The sequence below is a fragment of the Vibrio sp. IB15 genome (assembly GCF_016406055.1).
GTDB classification, from domain to species: domain Bacteria; phylum Pseudomonadota; class Gammaproteobacteria; order Enterobacterales; family Vibrionaceae; genus Vibrio; species Vibrio chagasii.
In genome coordinates this window covers 14992-30521 of the sequence record NZ_JAEFCE010000016.1, presented here as the reverse complement: position 1 = coordinate 30521, position 15530 = coordinate 14992, and the positions used below count along the sequence as shown (strand labels likewise).

General features: G+C 47.1%; 18 protein-coding genes. 3 read left to right on the top strand and 15 right to left on the bottom strand.

Features of this window, described 5'->3' with window-relative positions; translation table 11 throughout:
• Positions 1-53 precede the first annotated feature (53 nt).
• Both JC606_RS08095 and JC606_RS08090 read right to left on the bottom strand, forming a co-directional pair.
• Positions 54-929 carry an NAD(P)-dependent oxidoreductase gene (locus JC606_RS08095; RefSeq protein WP_004736953.1) on the bottom strand — a complete coding sequence of 292 codons (876 nt, stop codon included), beginning with the start codon at positions 927-929 and terminating at the stop codon, positions 54-56.
• 16 nt (positions 930-945) lie between these two features.
• Entirely contained in the window at positions 946-1845 is a 900-nt protein-coding gene (locus JC606_RS08090; protein WP_137407972.1) for a LysR family transcriptional regulator, read from the bottom strand.
• Between the two features lie 84 nt (positions 1846-1929).
• Between JC606_RS08090 and JC606_RS08085 the strand changes: the two genes are divergently transcribed.
• The gene (locus JC606_RS08085; protein WP_004736951.1) at positions 1930-2160 is read left to right on the top strand and encodes a DUF2798 domain-containing protein; all 231 of its coding nucleotides are present in this window, start codon (positions 1930-1932) and stop codon (positions 2158-2160) included.
• A 127-nt stretch (positions 2161-2287) separates the two neighbouring features.
• Here JC606_RS08085 and JC606_RS08080 read toward each other — a convergent pair whose 3' ends face one another.
• From JC606_RS08080 to phhA, 4 genes are all read right to left on the bottom strand, one after another.
• Complete coding sequence (locus JC606_RS08080) at positions 2288-3004, bottom strand: YebC/PmpR family DNA-binding transcriptional regulator (protein WP_004736950.1); 717 nt, start codon at positions 3002-3004, stop codon at positions 2288-2290.
• Between the two features lie 96 nt (positions 3005-3100).
• Positions 3101-3310: a DUF3283 family protein gene (locus JC606_RS08075; protein WP_004736949.1), complete on the bottom strand. Its 210-nt coding sequence runs from the start codon at positions 3308-3310 to the stop codon at positions 3101-3103.
• A 217-nt stretch (positions 3311-3527) separates the two neighbouring features.
• Positions 3528-3866 (bottom strand): 4a-hydroxytetrahydrobiopterin dehydratase, encoded by a 339-nt coding sequence (locus JC606_RS08070; RefSeq protein ID WP_137407971.1) that lies wholly within the window; start codon positions 3864-3866, stop codon positions 3528-3530.
• The gene (gene phhA / locus JC606_RS08065; RefSeq protein WP_137407970.1) at positions 3856-4650 is read right to left on the bottom strand and encodes a phenylalanine 4-monooxygenase; all 795 of its coding nucleotides are present in this window, start codon (positions 4648-4650) and stop codon (positions 3856-3858) included. The genes JC606_RS08070 and phhA overlap by 11 nt, the downstream gene beginning before the upstream one ends.
• A 200-nt stretch (positions 4651-4850) precedes the next feature.
• On the opposite strand from phhA, the gene JC606_RS08060 reads away from it, so the two are divergent.
• Complete coding sequence (locus JC606_RS08060; protein ID WP_137407969.1) at positions 4851-6836, top strand: acetoacetate--CoA ligase; 1986 nt, start codon at positions 4851-4853, stop codon at positions 6834-6836.
• Between the two features lie 80 nt (positions 6837-6916).
• Here JC606_RS08060 and maiA read toward each other — a convergent pair whose 3' ends face one another.
• Genes maiA through hppD form a run of 4 tightly spaced genes read right to left on the bottom strand, consistent with a single transcriptional unit; the run spans position 6917 to position 10869 of the window.
• Positions 6917-7600, bottom strand: coding sequence for a maleylacetoacetate isomerase (gene maiA, locus JC606_RS08055; RefSeq protein ID WP_137407968.1), 684 nt, complete (start codon positions 7598-7600; stop codon positions 6917-6919).
• A 22-nt stretch (positions 7601-7622) separates the two neighbouring features.
• Entirely contained in the window at positions 7623-8660 is a 1038-nt protein-coding gene (locus JC606_RS08050) for a fumarylacetoacetate hydrolase family protein (RefSeq protein WP_198778388.1), read from the bottom strand.
• A gap of 12 nt (positions 8661-8672) precedes the next feature.
• Positions 8673-9803 (bottom strand): homogentisate 1,2-dioxygenase, encoded by a 1131-nt coding sequence (locus tag JC606_RS08045; RefSeq protein WP_198778387.1) that lies wholly within the window; start codon positions 9801-9803, stop codon positions 8673-8675.
• On the bottom strand, positions 9796-10869 hold the full coding sequence (gene hppD / locus JC606_RS08040) for a 4-hydroxyphenylpyruvate dioxygenase (RefSeq protein WP_004736942.1): 1074 nt from the start codon (positions 10867-10869) through the stop codon (positions 9796-9798). Before hppD ends, JC606_RS08045 begins: the two co-directional genes overlap by 8 nt.
• A 103-nt stretch (positions 10870-10972) precedes the next feature.
• Between hppD and JC606_RS23345 the strand changes: the two genes are divergently transcribed.
• The gene (locus JC606_RS23345) at positions 10973-11155 is read left to right on the top strand and encodes a hypothetical protein (RefSeq protein ID WP_233090203.1); all 183 of its coding nucleotides are present in this window, start codon (positions 10973-10975) and stop codon (positions 11153-11155) included.
• Positions 11156-11249: 94 nt separating this feature from the next.
• Here JC606_RS23345 and JC606_RS08035 read toward each other — a convergent pair whose 3' ends face one another.
• The 5 genes from JC606_RS08035 to JC606_RS08015 are packed head-to-tail and all read right to left on the bottom strand — an operon-like array spanning position 11250 to position 15468.
• The gene (locus JC606_RS08035) at positions 11250-11909 is read right to left on the bottom strand and encodes an HAD family hydrolase (protein WP_198778386.1); all 660 of its coding nucleotides are present in this window, start codon (positions 11907-11909) and stop codon (positions 11250-11252) included.
• 1 nt (position 11910) lies between these two features.
• Positions 11911-12930 (bottom strand): ABC transporter ATP-binding protein, encoded by a 1020-nt coding sequence (locus tag JC606_RS08030; protein ID WP_198778385.1) that lies wholly within the window; start codon positions 12928-12930, stop codon positions 11911-11913.
• Entirely contained in the window at positions 12930-13715 is a 786-nt protein-coding gene (locus JC606_RS08025) for an ABC transporter permease (RefSeq protein ID WP_198778384.1), read from the bottom strand. The genes JC606_RS08030 and JC606_RS08025 overlap by 1 nt, the downstream gene beginning before the upstream one ends.
• Positions 13715-14608, bottom strand: a complete 894-nt coding sequence (locus JC606_RS08020; RefSeq protein WP_198778383.1) for an ABC transporter permease — start codon at positions 14606-14608, stop codon at positions 13715-13717. Before JC606_RS08020 ends, JC606_RS08025 begins: the two co-directional genes overlap by 1 nt.
• Complete coding sequence (locus tag JC606_RS08015) at positions 14605-15468, bottom strand: alkaline phosphatase family protein (protein WP_198778382.1); 864 nt, start codon at positions 15466-15468, stop codon at positions 14605-14607. Before JC606_RS08015 ends, JC606_RS08020 begins: the two co-directional genes overlap by 4 nt.
• Positions 15469-15530 lie beyond the last annotated feature (62 nt).

The following is a 15530-nucleotide window of genomic DNA, read 5'->3' as shown; positions in this document are numbered from 1 at the left end:
ATAGCCGCTGATTAGCGGCTATTTTTAATTATCTAAACGAAGTTTCTATCTTTCTACTTCTTTGTCTCTTCAACCACAGCTTTCATCAATACAGAGGTATCCATGCGGCCTTCACCTTGTGCAGAAAGAGCCTTGTATGCGTTGTTGGTCTTCTCCGTCAATGGAAGTTGAATGCCTTGGCGCTCAGCTTCATCTAAACAGAAACCTAAGTCTTTGATCATCCAATCAATGGCGAAACCGAAATCAAACTTGTCTTGCGCCATTGTCGTAGCGCGGTTTTCCATCTGCCACGAACCAGCAGCGCCGTTTTTGAGGCAATCAACCAGAGTTGGGATATCTAAACCTGATTTCTCAGCAAGCACTAAGCCTTCAGATAAGCCATTCAACACACCTGCGATGCAGATCTGGTTAACCATTTTCGCGCGCTGGCCTTGGCCGACTTTACCCATCAGAACTGACGATTTACCGTAAGCTTCAAACACAGGTTGAAGGTCGTTGAATAGCTGTTGCTCACCACCACACATGATAGTTAGCACGCCGTTCTCTGCACCTGCTTGACCACCAGACACTGGTGCATCCATAAAACGAACTCCAGCTTGCTTCGCAGCGACTTCAAGCTCTTCAGACAGGATTGCAGACGTTGTGGTGTGGTCAACAAGAATCGCGTTTGGCTTCATAGCGGCCAATGCACCTGTTTCGCTGGTTGTCATGCTGCGTACGTCATCATCGTTACCCACGCAAACCAGCACAACATCGGCTTCTGCCACACACTCAGCAACGCTCTCAGCGGTTCTACCTTGGTGCTTTCCAGCCCAGTCCAATGCTTTGCTATGAGTACGGTTAAATACCGTTACCTCGAAACCGGCTTTGACTAGGTGTCCTGCCATTGGGAAACCCATAACACCTAACCCGATAAAACTTACTTTCATCTCTTTCTCCTTTTGTTTAACTCAGCTCGTCGCTATGGAACGACTGAACGCTTTTAATTAACGCCTCAATAAGCAGAGTTAAAGCCTTCGGCTGATATTTTCTTTCTTTGTACACTAAATACGCTTGACGATCACCCCGATGGTACTCAGGGAGTACTTGAACCAGATTCATTTCCGGATCCACATGACGAAAAGGCAGCGAAGCGATACCCAGCCCCTTCTGCGCTGCTGCCGCGACCGCACGAATATCGTTCACAATAAACTTAGGCCTGATCGTCACCATCTGTTCCAGGTGACCCGCTTTGTAAAGCGGCATATCAAACACATCATCAACGTTAATCCAGTCTTGATGTTCGAGATCTTGTGGTTTAACGATCGGCTCACGTGATTCTAAATAGGTTTGGCTTGCAAAAAAACCATGTTTCGCTTTAAACAATGGTCGAGCGATCATGCCTTCCATTTCGGAAATCTGAAACGTGATCAACAAATCACGGTCGGTTTGAGGCACCACTTGTTGCTGGCTCAAAATCAGATTGAGCTGCACATTTGGATATTGAGTAAGGTATTGCTCGACAGTCGGGCGAAGAAAACCACTATAGAAATTATGAGGGACTGCGAGTTTAATCTTGCCTTGAATGGCATCACGTTCTTCAAGCAGGCTACTAAAACCTTGATGAAGAGACTCCATGCCACTACTCAGCGCTGCAAAAGCCGCCTCGCCATCTTTCGTCGCCACCAGCTCCCTACCCTTCTTTTCTAACAAGCGGATGCTCAAACGCTCTTCTAAAGCGGTTAACCGGCGTGACATGGTCGACACAGGCAGTTGAAGCCGCTTCGATGCCGACAGCAACGAGCCCTCTTCAACCACAGTACAAAACAGGAATAGATCGTCAATGTTTCCGAATATGGAATTCATATTTCTATTTATGCCTATTTTTCTCATTAATGGATAGTTGTAACCTTATCTCATCAGTTACAGAAAATCACGGGAGAAACATATATGAGCAAAAAACAATTTTGGGTAACCGCGATTTTATCCTCACTCACCATGGCAACCATCATGTCTGGGTTAATTTCTGGCTATAAAATGGGATTCAGCCACGAGTGGCCGCCAATCTGGTTACAAAGCTTCTTTCTTGCTTGGCCGTGTGCCATTGTGCTGAACCTTACAGTACTCCCTTTGATTCGAAAGCTGTCTGAGTGGATTTGTCGACCACGCACGCTTTGCTAATCAGTGCTGTATCAACGGGCTCTTTGTTGGCAAAAATGCGGAACGATGATCAAGGCTGATCAATACTCAAAAGATAAAAAAACCGAGCACTAGGCTCGGTTTTTATTAACTATTGTCACTGTAAAAATTACAGCTCAGCGTTGTGGTAAACCTGCTGAACGTCATCACAGTCATCAAGAAGGTCTAGGAACTTCTGGAACTTCTCAGAATCTTCTTCCGCTACTGGCGTCATAGTTTGAGGAACGAAAGTAATTTCCTCAACATCTAGAACTAGCTCAGGGAACGCGTTAGTTAGTGCAGTCTTCGTTTTGAAGAATTCAGTTGTTGGAGCGAATACAGTGATTACACCATCTTCTAGCTCTACATCTGTTACGTCTACGTCGTCCATCATTAGTGTTTCTAGGATGATCTCGTCATCTTCACCTTTGAACTGGAATACAGCTTGGTGAGCGAACATGTGAGAAACAGAACCTTCAACACCGATTTTCGCGCCAGTTTTAACGAAACATTGGCGAACGTCTTGGAAAGTACGGTTGCCGTTGTCAGTTAGACAGTCAACGATTACGCTTGTGCCGCCTGGGCCAAAGCCTTCGTAACGAGCTGGTGCGTAGTCTTCACCACCGCCGCCGTTTGCTTTGTCGATCGCTTTGTCGATAACGTGTGCAGGAACTTGGTCTTTCTTCGCTTTAGCAATAAGGTGCTTTAGCGAAAGGTTCATGTCTGGATCTGAACCACCATTCTTCGCACACATGTAAATTTCTTTACCGTATTTGGAATAAACTTTAATTTTTGCGCCAGCAGTTTTAGCCATTGAGGCTTTGCGCACTTCAAAACTTCTTCCCATCGGGATCTTCTCTCTGATTCAATTAACGGGGCAAATTCTAGCAAATTACTGTGTCATTTCAATTCTACAGCTTTGCTGAGCAAGGTTTGTCTGCGGTTATGCGACGCCCATTACTCGTTTGTATTTTTCTACAGACTGTTCAAACCACGCCTTTTCATCTGGGTCACCGAGCTTCATTGCTTCTTCAACAATGGCTTCTGGGCCACATTTAGCCTGCTTCAATTTCCATACTAGAAACGATGCCTGCTTATCCAGTTCGATTTTGTTTTTCTCGCTGGGTGGAAGGAGTGAAAGGTTGATAGACATTAGTCGCCTTCGTCTGTAATACACTTGGCCGAGAAATATATCATAGAGCAGCCTCATAAAACCAATACTATGAGTAGCAGACAGGATTTATGAGACAAGAAACCAAGCAAGTGCTGATGCAGGTCAAGTTGGGGTAAGAGAAGTTAGCCCTTTTACAACGAGAGTATCAATGATTCGGCCCGCAACACGAACCGAATCGGTTAATCAAATTACAATGCTACTCACTCTCCGCGAACACATCGCAGCGTGAGGCACAGATGAAGTCATTTTTGTGCAGGCCTTTGATTGAGTGACTCCACCAGGTGACGGTGACTTTACCCCACTCCAATAGGATAGAAGGATGATGGAACTCTTCTTCTGCCAACTCTGACACTTTATTGCTGAATGCCCATGCTTGTTTGTAGTTCTTAAACTTGTATACCTTTTCAAGCTGCGGGATGCCGTCTCTTTCGATGATTTGCCAATCAAACAACTCCAACAATAGCGACTGTTGTTCAGCTTTAGTCAGGGCAATCGCGTCAATACTGCAGGCTTCGCATTTTAATTCATTCAACATGTGTCGGTTCCTTGGGTTCAAAAAGTGGTGGTAGTAACCCCGCTTCAATTGCGAGATCAGCTTGCTGTAACAGGTTTTCTTGACTGATTTGAAATAGCTCAGCTAAGTCATTAATCACATAATATTTCGGTTGCATGATGTCGATGCGATAAGGGGTTCTTAGCACCGTTTGCAAATCAAAACGCTCACGAACGGCCAACTCCCCTTCCAGCGCATAATGGGTTTCTGCTGGAGAAGAGAGAATGCCGCCGCCGTAGATTTTCAATTTATCGCCTTCTTTTACTAATCCGAACTCAACCGTAAACCAATACAAACGGGCAAGATAACCTCGCTGTTTAGAGGTGGCGGCTTGGCCTAGCTTTCCATATTGCTCAGTGAAAGCGGCAAAATCAGGATTAGTGAGCATGGCACAGTGACCAAAAATTTCATGAAAGAAATCTGGTTCTTGTAGGTAATCAAACTCGTCTCGCGTTCTCAAAAATGTGGCTACAGGGAATCGCTTATTGGCGAGCAAATCAAAGAAACGGTCGAAATCTATCAACGCAGGTACGGGATGTACTTGCCAACCTGTTGTTTCCTTTAGAACTTTGTTTATCTCAGGTAGTTGAGGAACTCTGTCTAATGGCAGATCAAGCAGCGTCAATCCATGAAGATAGGCTTCACATGCGCGATCATCAATGACGTCCAGTTGCCTTTTCACCAAGTCGTGCCAAATGGCGTCTTCTTCGAGGCTCCACTCAACCCATCCCTCTTGGCTCACGGGCTTAGAATGATATTGAGTCATTACGTACCTCCTTTCGAATGTCTCCCTTTAAGCCTATCCCCACTCATTGTAAGCGCCAAATTTACACTATTTTTCGAAACACCCCTTTATGTAACATTTTATTTACATAAATATATCAAAGCCTTATTTCACTGATCTTTTGACTTTGTAAAACCTTCATACCAGACTGAAATCGTTAAGTTTTTGTTAAAGGTAAAGGAATGTACGAAAGCAACAAGCCAGTTTGGCAGCCAAGTGAGCAGCGTATCGCTGGTGCCAACTTAACCCGATTTATCGACAACTTTGATCTGTCTGAATTACATCTAGATAGAGGTATACAAAGCTACGCCGAGCTACATCAATGGTCGGTGGATCAACCGGAGTCGTTTTGGAAAAACGTGTGGCAGTTTTGTGGCGTGGTTGGCTCACAAGGAAGTGAAATTCAAACGCAAGGTGAGAGCCGATGGCAGCAGCCTAAATCGAATCGTGATGCGATTTGGTTTCCGAATGCGCAAGTAAACTATGCCGAGAACTTGCTGCGCTTGGCGCAAACCATGCCTGACCAGCACGCGATTTGGTTTGAGAATGAACGTGGTGAGCAGCAGAGCTACACATGGAAAGCCTTGTGTGAAGCTGTCTCCAACGTACAGCAATGGCTTGTTGATAGCGGCATCGAGCAAGGTGATGTAGTTGCTGCGTATACGCCCTACCTACCACAAACCGTGATAGCCATGCTCGCGACCACCAGCTTAGGAGCGATTTGGACGTCAACCTCGCCTGATTTTGGCGTTGAGAGTGTGATTGAGCGGTTTGGCCAAGTGAAACCCAAGGTGCTATTCACCTGCGATGGTTACACCTTCAATGGTAAAACATTTGATATGGCAGACAAGAACAGCGCCATCATTGAGCACCTCAGTGAGCTAAAACAGGTGTGTCAGATCGGCTATTTAAAAAAGAATGATTTTGAGCACGACGTGTCGCTACAAAGCTGGCACAACATCATCAATCATTACCAGCCACAGCCTGTTCGGTTTGTGCGTATCGGCTTCAATGATCCGCTGTTTGTGCTCTACTCTTCTGGAACCACAGGTAAGCCAAAGTGCATAGTGCACTCTGTTGGCGGCACCATCATCAACCACCTAAAAGAGCATCAACTGCACAGCGATGTTAAGCCGAAAGATCGCGTTTTCTACTACACCACATGTGGTTGGATGATGTGGAACTGGCACGTCTCTGCGCTCGCCAGCGGTGCTTGTTTAGTGATCTTTGATGGCAGCCCTGTTTACCCACAACCCAATGTACTGTGGGACTTGGCACAGCGCGCCGATGTGTCGCTGTTTGGTACATCTGCCAAGTATCTAGAAGCGATTGAGAAGGCAGAGCTCTCACCTATCGACAGTCACTCTCTGCCTAATTTAAGAACACTGTGCTCAACGGGTTCTGTGCTTTACCCAGAGCAATTTGATTACGTTTACAAACACATCAAACAAGACCTGCATTTAGCGTCTATCTCTGGCGGTACAGATATTTGCGGATGCTTCGTGTTAGGTAATCCTATTTCGCCGGTGTATCGCGGCGAGTGCCAACAGGCAGGGCTTGGCGTCGACATCAAGGTATTCAATTCAACGGGCCATAAAGTCGATCACGAACGTGGTGAACTGGTGTGTACCAATTCCCTCCCAAACTTCCCAGTAGGCTTCTGGAATGACACCGGAGAGCGTTATCACAGCACTTATTGGGACAGGTTCGAAAATGTATGGCATCACGGTGATGAGGTCGCGCAGAGCGTGTATGGCGGCTATCTGTTCTACGGGCGAGGTGACACTACGCTCAACCCTGGTGGTGTGCGTATTGGTACTGCTGAGATCTACCAACAAGTGAACACCATTGAGGGCATCATAGATTCCATCGCCGTCGGTAAAGATGTCGACCGCAATGAGCAGGTCTGGTTGTTCGTTCAACTGCAGCAAGGTGTGGTTCTAAATGAAACACTATTGGCCGCCATTAAGCACAAGCTCAAATCCTCTTGTTCACCAAGGCATGTACCAAGCCAAATTTTTACTATCAGCGACGTGCCAAAAACACGCTCAGGAAAACTGGTAGAGCTGGCAGTGAAACAGGTGGTAAATGGCAAACCCGTTGAGAACATCGGCGCGATAGCCAATGCGGATGTGCTCGATGAGATCAAGCGTGTAATTTCGCTTTAAGCTTGAATCAAAAAAGCCCTTCACGAATGAACATCGTGGAGGGCTTTCTACTCTTCACAGCCATTGGGGCTTAATCTGAGCTATACGTTCGCATCCGCCTGATTCTCTGGCATAGCATCAATGAACGCAGGTAACTGGTTACACGCTGCAACAATCGAGTTAATCAGCGGATAAGGCGACATATCCACATCAAAGCGCAGCGCATTGTAAACTTGCGGCACTAAGCAAATATCGACGATACAAGGTGAATCCGTGAGGCTATACACTGAGTCACCGTACACTTTTCTGTGTTTAGCCAACTTCTCTTCTAAAGCATGGAACCCCTGGCTCATCCAATGATGAAGCCAATCCATTTTCGCCTCTTGTTCACACGACAATTCTCTCTCCAAATACTGCAGCACACGCAGATTGTTCAGAGGGTGAATTTCCATCGCAATATCCTGAGCCATCGCCAACGCTTGGTAACGCAGTGGTGTTTGCTCTGGAATCAACAAGGAATCTGGGCTGCTCTCACACAAATAGCTCTCGTCCAAGTATTGTAAAATCGTCAGCGACTGATTGAGTTGAACGTCACCATCCACCAGCACTGGCACCAATTCACTGGCATTGAGATCACGATATTGTGGATCATGCTGCTCGCCACCATTACGCACTAAATGCACCGATTTCGACTCATAGCTAAGTTGCTTTAGATTCAACCCAATACGCACTCGATAGGCTGCCGAAGAGCGCCAATAACCATAGAGCGTGATCTTCTTGTTCATATCGTGCCTCTCGATAGCTTATTTATGGCTGTCGATATTGACTGACTTTTTGGTCAATCGCGCCAAAGATCGAGTCACCAGCCTCATCAAACATCTCAAGCTTAATCGAGTCACCAAACGACATGAACTGAGTCAACGGCTTACCATCGCGAATTGTCTCTATCATGCGTACTTCAGCAATGCAGGAGTAGCCTACACCACCTTCTGCAATCGAGGTGCCGTGGTCAGTGCCTTGTTTGTTTGATACCGTGCCAGAGCCAATGATTGCACCAGCCGACAGTGGACGAGTTTTCGCAGCATGGACAATCAGCTCCGCGAAATTGAAGGTCATATCCACACCTGCATTTGGACAACCAAAAGGCGTGTCGTTGTAGGTTGAAGTCAGTGGCAGGTGCACCTTGCTCCCTTTCCAATGTTCCCCCAACTCATCAGGCGTAACGGCAACCGGAGAGAACGCTGAAGACGGTTTAGACTGGAAGAAACCAAAGCCCTTAGCGAGCTCAGCAGGAATCAAACCACGCAACGACACATCATTCACTAGCATCAGCAGACGAATCGAATCATGCGCTTGCTCGGCACTTGCACCCATTGGCACATCTCCGGTAACCACCGCGACTTCGCCCTCAAAATCGATACCCCACTCGTCACTGGCAAATTCAATATTGTCATGTGGGCCAATAAACGAATCTGAGCCACCTTGATACATGAGCGGGTCAACCCAGAAGCTTTCTGGCATTTCAGCGCCACGAGCCTTACGCACCAGCTCAACGTGGTTTACATACGCGCTGCCATCCGCCCATTGATAAGCGCGTGGCAGAGGCGATTCACAATAATGAGGCGCAAACACTTCACTGCCCGTTACATGACCAGTGTTGATCGAGTTGTATAGCTCCTCTAACTGAGGTGCAACGCTGTCCCAGTTATCCAGAGCGACTTGCATTGTCGGCGTCAGATGCATCGCGTGGAAAATATCCGTCGCTGGCACACACTGTTTTAGATCTCGACTCACGACCATCAATAGACCATCGCGAGTACCATTTTTCTTGGTTGCTAATTTCATCCTTGTTGCCCCTTACTTCTCTTGCCAACTGTAGACATATTCTTTGTTCTCAACGCTATCGAGCTCATCAGAAAACTGCAGTGCATGACGGGTATCAATCATCACAGCCACTTCGTCGGTGAACTTTTTCTTATACGCTTGCCCAGCCTTAAAGGCTTTCGGGTGAGGACCATGAGTGAAGCCAGCAGGGTGGAAAGTCACCATGCCCGCTTCAATATTGTCACGACTGAAAAAGTCTCCAGCGTGATAGAAAAGCACTTCATCGTAATCATCGTTGTTATGGTAGAACGGCACTTTCAGCGCACCAGGGTCGCTCTCTATCGGGCGTGGCACAAAGGTACAAACCACAAAGCCTGCGCCAACAAAAGTGGTATGTGCAGACGGTGGCAAGTGGTAGCGATGTGACATCAGCGGTCTGATATCGCGCCAATTCACTTTCACCACGGCCAAATCACCATGCCAGCCAACCGCGTCTAAAGGATTGAACGGATAAGTGATCACACTGACTTTTTCGTGGCGTTTCACCTGCACTTGAGTTTGATCTTCTGAATACTGAGCGCGGAATTGATCGTTGATCGATGGGATTTCAAGAACGGCCGGATCAAACACCGCGTGATTGCCGACCATGCCCTTCTCTGGCAAGGAATAAGCGGCGTCGGTGTTCTCAATCATCAGGATGAACATTGGTTCACTTGGCTCCAAGCGCCAATTGGTCGAACGCGGGATCATCACGTAATCCCCTTCACTCACCTCTAAATGACCATAGTCGCAATAGAAATCAGCCCTGCCTTGGTGCATGAACAGTAGTTCATCGCCATCGGAGTTACGTACCAAGAAATCCATCTTCTCATCCATGCGCCATACGCGAATTTTGCAGTCCGCGTTGTGCAAAAGATGAGGCACAGCCCAAGGGGTTATCTGACTGGCTTTTTCCACCAGCGTAAAATCAAAAGCGCGAGGGCGTAAGTCGCCCTCCCACTCAGACCAACCTGTCGGCGCATGTTGGTGATGGAAGTGAGCGGCAGGGCCGAAGAAACCACTTCGGCCCGCCTCTCGCTCATAGATAGCCTCTTCGGGGAAATCAGCATGCGCTTGTTTAGAGCACACCCCCTCCCGATGAGGAAACGAGATCCATTTATGCATCGTCTAATACTCCTCGACGAATCTGGTCCTCTTCGATCGATTCAAACAGCGCCTTGAAGTTGCCTTCACCAAAGCCTTCATTGCCTTTACGCTGAATGATTTCAAAGAACACAGGCCCAATAACCGTCTGTGTGAAAATTTGCAGCAAGATGCCGTCTTTCGTCGGTGCACCATCAATCAGAACACGAAGCTCACGCAGCAGATCAGTGTCTTCTCCGTGGCCTTTAACGCGCTCATCAACTTTCTCGTAGTAGGTGTCTGGCGTTGGCATAAAGTCCATGCCGCGATCACGCAGAGTTTTCACTGTTTTGTAGATGTCATCTGTTGCAAGTGCGATGTGTTGAATGCCTTCACCGTTGTATTCGCGGATGAACTCTTCAATTTGTGATTTGTCGTCTGAAGACTCATTGATAGGGATGCGGATTTTACCACATGGGGAGGTCATTGCTCGGCTCACAAGGCCTGTCAGCTTACCTTCGATATCAAAGTATCGAATCTCGCGGAAGTTACCGATACGCTCATAAAAACCAGACCACAGGTCCATATTGCCTTGTTTCACGTTGTGCGTAAGGTGATCAATCTCGTAGAGGCCTACATCAGCTTTTGCCATGCGCTCTTCCGCATCATCATAGAATCGGAAATCAACATCATAGATGCTCTGCTTGCCGTAACGGTCAACGAAATAAAGCAGACTTTCACCGATACCGTAAATGGCAGGAATGCTCAGTTCCATTGGCCCGATTTCTGTCTTGTACTCTTCCCCACCACCGCTAGACGCCTGCGTCATTGCCGTGGTTGCATCGTTAACACGAAACGCCATGCCACACACCGATGGGCCGTGAACTTTAGCGAACGCTTCAGCTTGGCTGTGTGGTTGTTCATTGACGATAAAGTTGATGTCACCTTGTCGATAAAGCCAAGCCTCTTTTGAACGGTGCTTAGCGATCTCGGCAAAACCCAGTGACACAAACAGCGCTTTAAGTTGCTCAATTCCCTTGTGGTCGACAGCTGTGTATTCAACAAACTCGAATCCATCCGTACCAAGCGGGTTGTATGACTCCACCATGAACTTTCTCCTTGTACCTATCGGTCTTGTGTTACGTTTTTTGTGAAATGATTGTTTGTTTTTTGTCCTTAACTAAATTTGGCCCACAAGCCGACAGATTGGAATGGATAGAGAGAAATGGACAATCACGCTAAAAACCCGTCAATTTGTAAAATATTTGTTACACGCAAGCTCTATTCACAAGAAAGTGAGCGCTATCAATGGGTTGAAAGATGGTGGTTTGATTTACAGGCAAGCAAGAGATGTTATTGAATTGTTACATTCAAGCTTTTGTGAGCTAAGGTGATAAGTCGAACATTAGACTGATGAGGCAAAAAAGCCGCTGTAGTCAGCGGCTTGATAAGTTCTAAAACGAAGCTAATTCGAATATAGGGTTCACGTTAATCCCAGTTTAAAATCGACCAATTCGGTTGATCGGCCAGTGCTTTCAAACGCGGGCATGGATTCACTAGGTACGCAAAATCAGCGTGTTCACACAAAGGTAAGTCGTTGATTGAATCCGTATAAAAGTGAATGTCTGAATAGTTAGTTTCTTGATTGTCTAACCACTCTTTCAAACGGGTAACTTTACCTTCACGATAGCTTGGCACGCCTAATATTTGAGACGTGAAACGCCCTTGGTTTTCGACCAAATCGATACCGAGTGCGTTCACGATACCAATCTTGCGTCCCACAGCTTCTACTAGAAAAGTGACGCTCGCCGAGATGATCAACATGTCGATATCATCACGCTCCAGCTGCTCTATCAATGGTTTCGACTGTTTGAACTGCTTAGGCAAAATATGTTGCTCAACACACTCTTCAACCAAGGCGGTGACTTGCTCAGTTGGTATGTCAACCAGTGGCTCCATAGCAAACGCAAGGTAGTCTTCCATGTTCAGCTTACCCTCCGAATACAAGCCCATTAAGCGCTGGTCTTCTTCAATAAAGTTCGGTGCTGTAGCAATGCCCTTTTCAACCAAGAATTCATTCCAAAGCATCGCTGCATCGGCATTGATCAGCGTTTCGTCCATATCAAATACATACAAAGGTTTGAACATCTTAGGCTCTCACAGGTTGAATTTCGTTCAGGTTAAACAGGAGTTCAAGTTGGCTGCCATTTGCCAATAGTCGTTCAGAGGAACGGTTAAGTAGGTCGACCGTTAACTCGCACTCATCGACATCCACTTGGTAGCGAATCACGTTGCCCAACAGCTGGTGGTTACGAATGGTGCCGGTTTTCGGCGCAGAGATATGTTCGCCATATTGTCGGCCTTGCTCTTTAACGTAGATAGATTCAGGTCGAATCGCCACTTTCCACTCGGTTTCAATATTAAACAGCTGCTTAGCCTTGCTCGCTTGTACCAAGTTGTAGTGTCCCATGAACCCTGCCACAAACTCATTGGCTGGTTGAGTGTAGATCTCTTCAGGTGTGCCGGCTTGGACGATCTCGCCTTTATTCATCAGGAAGATACGGTCAGACATGATCATCGCTTCTTCTTGATCATGAGTCACGAAGATCGTGGTCAGATTCATCTCTTTTTGGATGTCTCGGATCTGTTGGCGCAGATGTTTACGGATCTTCGCATCCAGCGCTGAAAGTGGTTCATCAAGCAATAAAATACGCGGCTTGACCACCAAGGCTCTTGCCAAAGCCACACGCTGGCGCTGACCGCCTGATAGTTGATGCGGGTAGAACTTCTCTTTGCCCGTTAAATCCACCAGCCCAATCACTTTCGCGACTTCGCGCTTTATCTCATCAGCAGCAAGCTTTTTCATCTTAAGGCCAAACGCAATGTTGCCCTCAACCGTCATATTCGGGAACAACGCATAAGATTGAAACACCATGCCGATGCCACGCTCTTGCGGCACTTGGTGAGTGATCTCTTCACCATTCACCCAGATTTCGCCACCATCGACCGGATTTAGACCTGCTAAGCTACGTAGCAACGTTGATTTACCGCAGCCACTCGGGCCAAGTAGCGTAATGAATTCACCTTTCTCGATGGAAAATTCAATGTCTTCAAATACTGTGTTGTCACCAAAACGCTTGGTGAGGTTTTTCGCATTTACATAGCTCATTATTTGGTTCCCTGGCTGAAACGACTTGCCAACCAAGTCAGTAAGAAAATAAACAGAAAGTACGTCATCACAAGGGCTGACGTGAAGTGACCACTGGTTTGACGCATGTTGTATAGGTAGATTTGCAATGTCTCGTAACGTGTCCCCACCAAGATGTTGGCAAACACGAACTCGCCTAGTAGGAACGAGAACGATAAGAACAGTGACGCCATTAACCCTTTCTTAAGGTTTGGCAGAATAATCAGCAAGAATGCCTTGGTGGTGCTTGCGCCGAGCAGGTGAGCCGCGTCCATCAAGTCGTGCAAGTTGATTGCTTCAAAGCTGTTGGCAATCGCGCGATACATGAATGGCAGCGCGATGGTGAAGTAAGTACCAATCAGAATCCATGGTGTACCTATCAGTGAGATTTCGCTATCGGCATACAGCTGAAGTAAGCCCACCGACGACACAACAGGTGGCACCGCGAACGGTAATAAGATCATGATATTCATGACCTTGTCGAGTTTCGGGAAATAGTAGAACACCACGAAAATCGCAGGCAGAACCAACACCACACTCAGTGACAGCGCCGCCACACAGATAAACAGTGAACGGCCGAAGGCTTGTAAGAAGCGAGGATCCGTCAGCAGGTTGATGTACCAATCCAAAGTAAAGCCATCAGGCAAGATCGTGGCGCCCCAGCGCGACGAGATCGAGTAGATAAAGGTCGCTAAGAGCGGGATCATCATGATACCCACGATCGAATAGACCACGGTTTTATGAAAGTGAGTATTTACAGTATTCATTACTTTCTCTTCCCTGCGTAGCTTTTGCTGATCAGCCATTGGTTAATCACTGTGATGAAGGCCAGCATCGCCATCAGAATCACGGAGATCGCCGCAGCTAGATTAGGTTCTAGGAACAAATCGCCCGATACCAAGCTCGCTATACGAATCGTAATCACGTTGTAGTTACCCGAGGTCAACGCATACACGCTTGCATACGCGCCAATCGCATTAGCAATCAAGATGATGAAGGTGCCAAATAAGGCCGGAGACAGCACAGGAAGCGCAACTTTGGTCCAGTATTGCCAGGTTTTCGCACCAAGCAGTGCTGAGGCGGCTTGCCAGTCATCGCTAAGGGCATCAAACGCTGGATACAGCAACAACACCGCCAGTGGAATCTGGAAGTAGATGTAAATCGCCAGTAAGCCCCACTTGCCGTACAAGTCGAAGTCCCCAAGCAATCCGTACTGCTTGAGCAATAAGGTGATTGCACCGTTAGTGCCTAAGATGATGATGAAGGCGAACGACAAAGGTACGCCAGAGAAGTTGCTGCTCATATTAGTGAAAGCAATCACCGCATCGCGGATTTTAGAATCAACGCGACGCAATGAAGAAACGAGCAGAGTCGCAATCGCCAAGCCAACAATGCTCGACCAAATAGACAACCATAAACTGTTGCCAAAGGCCTGCATCATAAAAGCAGAGTCGAATATTTCAGAATAGTTTTCTAAGGAAAACTCATCGTCGTAGAAGAAGCTGTTGATCAGCACCCAAACCATAGGGGCCAGTTGAAACAGATAGAAAAACAGGGCGAAAGGCGCAAGCCACAAAGCGGGCTTGCAGCGTTTGAACCAAGATTTGGTTTGAGGTTTAAGGGCAGAGCCATCGCTCTGCGTGATTACAGAACTGCTCATAGGGCCAACAATTCCTGAGTGTAAGATTTATCGTGTTCAAGGTTGAGTAGCTGACACACACTGCCGCAAATATCAGTCTGTTTCACTGAACAGGCTTGGTGTGTGAACTTATCGCCAATCACAAAGAATGGCACTTCACGTTCTTCAGGCAGAATGCCACCGTGCGATAAGTCATTGTTCATGCCGTGGTCACTGGTGATGATCACCTGATAACCATCGTCAACCCATTTCTCAAGGTAGTTCGATAGGTAAATATCCGCGCCACGTGCACTATTGCGATATTGGCGAGAGTCCAACCCGTGCTTGTGACCCATGTCGTCAATGTTCATTGGATGAATCAGTAAGAAGTCCGGCTGATGAGTGACACGCAAGTGCTCAGCATCCAAGAACAAGGCTTCATCTGGGTAGTGGTCCCAGTGATAGAAACAGCCATGTTGAATGTTCATGGTTTCGTCGTTGGTAAATCGCTCACGCATCGCATCAAAGGGCGCTCGGTTATACAGCTCACTCACCCAGTGATACGCGGCGGCGGCTGTTACTTTGCCCTGCGATTTGGCCAAGCTAAAAATTGATTCATGATTCGACAAACGCACGATTTGATTGTTAACGATGCCACTCTCAACGGGGCGGACTCCAGTTAAGATGCACTCATACAACGGACGTGACATGGACGGCAGCTCGCACTGCATTGGGTAAAGCGTCGCGCGCAGCTTGTTTTTCTGCGTGCTCATGTTTAGCGAATCGCCTTGTTTTTCATGAAGATCACTCAGTTCTAGAAGACCGTTCAGGTAGCCCATGCAATCACGGGCTACCTGATAATTCAGTCCATCTAGAACAACAAGGATAACCTTATTGCTCATGGTCTATTCTCTATTGATTGTTTCTATGGACCACCCGTTACAGGTGGCTTGTTAAGCGGGGA

Excerpts from the sequence above, each read along its gene's own strand:
- JC606_RS08095 (WP_004736953.1), bottom strand. The coding sequence starts at position 929 with ATGAAAGTAAGTTTTATCGGGTTAGGTGTTATGGGTTTCCCAATGGCA.
- JC606_RS08090 (WP_137407972.1), bottom strand. The coding sequence starts at position 1,845 with ATGAATTCCATATTCGGAAACATTGACGATCTATTCCTGTTTTGTACT.
- JC606_RS08085 (WP_004736951.1), top strand. The coding sequence starts at position 1,930 with ATGAGCAAAAAACAATTTTGGGTAACCGCGATTTTATCCTCACTCACC.
- JC606_RS08080 (WP_004736950.1), bottom strand. The coding sequence starts at position 3,004 with ATGGGAAGAAGTTTTGAAGTGCGCAAAGCCTCAATGGCTAAAACTGCT.
- JC606_RS08075 (WP_004736949.1), bottom strand. The coding sequence starts at position 3,310 with ATGTCTATCAACCTTTCACTCCTTCCACCCAGCGAGAAAAACAAAATC.
- JC606_RS08070 (WP_137407971.1), bottom strand. The coding sequence starts at position 3,866 with ATGTTGAATGAATTAAAATGCGAAGCCTGCAGTATTGACGCGATTGCC.
- phhA (WP_137407970.1), bottom strand. The coding sequence starts at position 4,650 with ATGACTCAATATCATTCTAAGCCCGTGAGCCAAGAGGGATGGGTTGAG.
- JC606_RS08060 (WP_137407969.1), top strand. The coding sequence starts at position 4,851 with ATGTACGAAAGCAACAAGCCAGTTTGGCAGCCAAGTGAGCAGCGTATC.
- maiA (WP_137407968.1), bottom strand. The coding sequence starts at position 7,600 with ATGAACAAGAAGATCACGCTCTATGGTTATTGGCGCTCTTCGGCAGCC.
- JC606_RS08050 (WP_198778388.1), bottom strand. The coding sequence starts at position 8,660 with ATGAAATTAGCAACCAAGAAAAATGGTACTCGCGATGGTCTATTGATG.
- JC606_RS08045 (WP_198778387.1), bottom strand. The coding sequence starts at position 9,803 with ATGCATAAATGGATCTCGTTTCCTCATCGGGAGGGGGTGTGCTCTAAA.
- hppD (WP_004736942.1), bottom strand. The coding sequence starts at position 10,869 with ATGGTGGAGTCATACAACCCGCTTGGTACGGATGGATTCGAGTTTGTT.
- JC606_RS23345 (WP_233090203.1), top strand. The coding sequence starts at position 10,973 with ATGGATAGAGAGAAATGGACAATCACGCTAAAAACCCGTCAATTTGTA.
- JC606_RS08035 (WP_198778386.1), bottom strand. The coding sequence starts at position 11,909 with ATGTTCAAACCTTTGTATGTATTTGATATGGACGAAACGCTGATCAAT.
- JC606_RS08030 (WP_198778385.1), bottom strand. The coding sequence starts at position 12,930 with ATGAGCTATGTAAATGCGAAAAACCTCACCAAGCGTTTTGGTGACAAC.
- JC606_RS08025 (WP_198778384.1), bottom strand. The coding sequence starts at position 13,715 with ATGAATACTGTAAATACTCACTTTCATAAAACCGTGGTCTATTCGATC.
- JC606_RS08020 (WP_198778383.1), bottom strand. The coding sequence starts at position 14,608 with ATGAGCAGTTCTGTAATCACGCAGAGCGATGGCTCTGCCCTTAAACCT.
- JC606_RS08015 (WP_198778382.1), bottom strand. The coding sequence starts at position 15,468 with ATGAGCAATAAGGTTATCCTTGTTGTTCTAGATGGACTGAATTATCAG.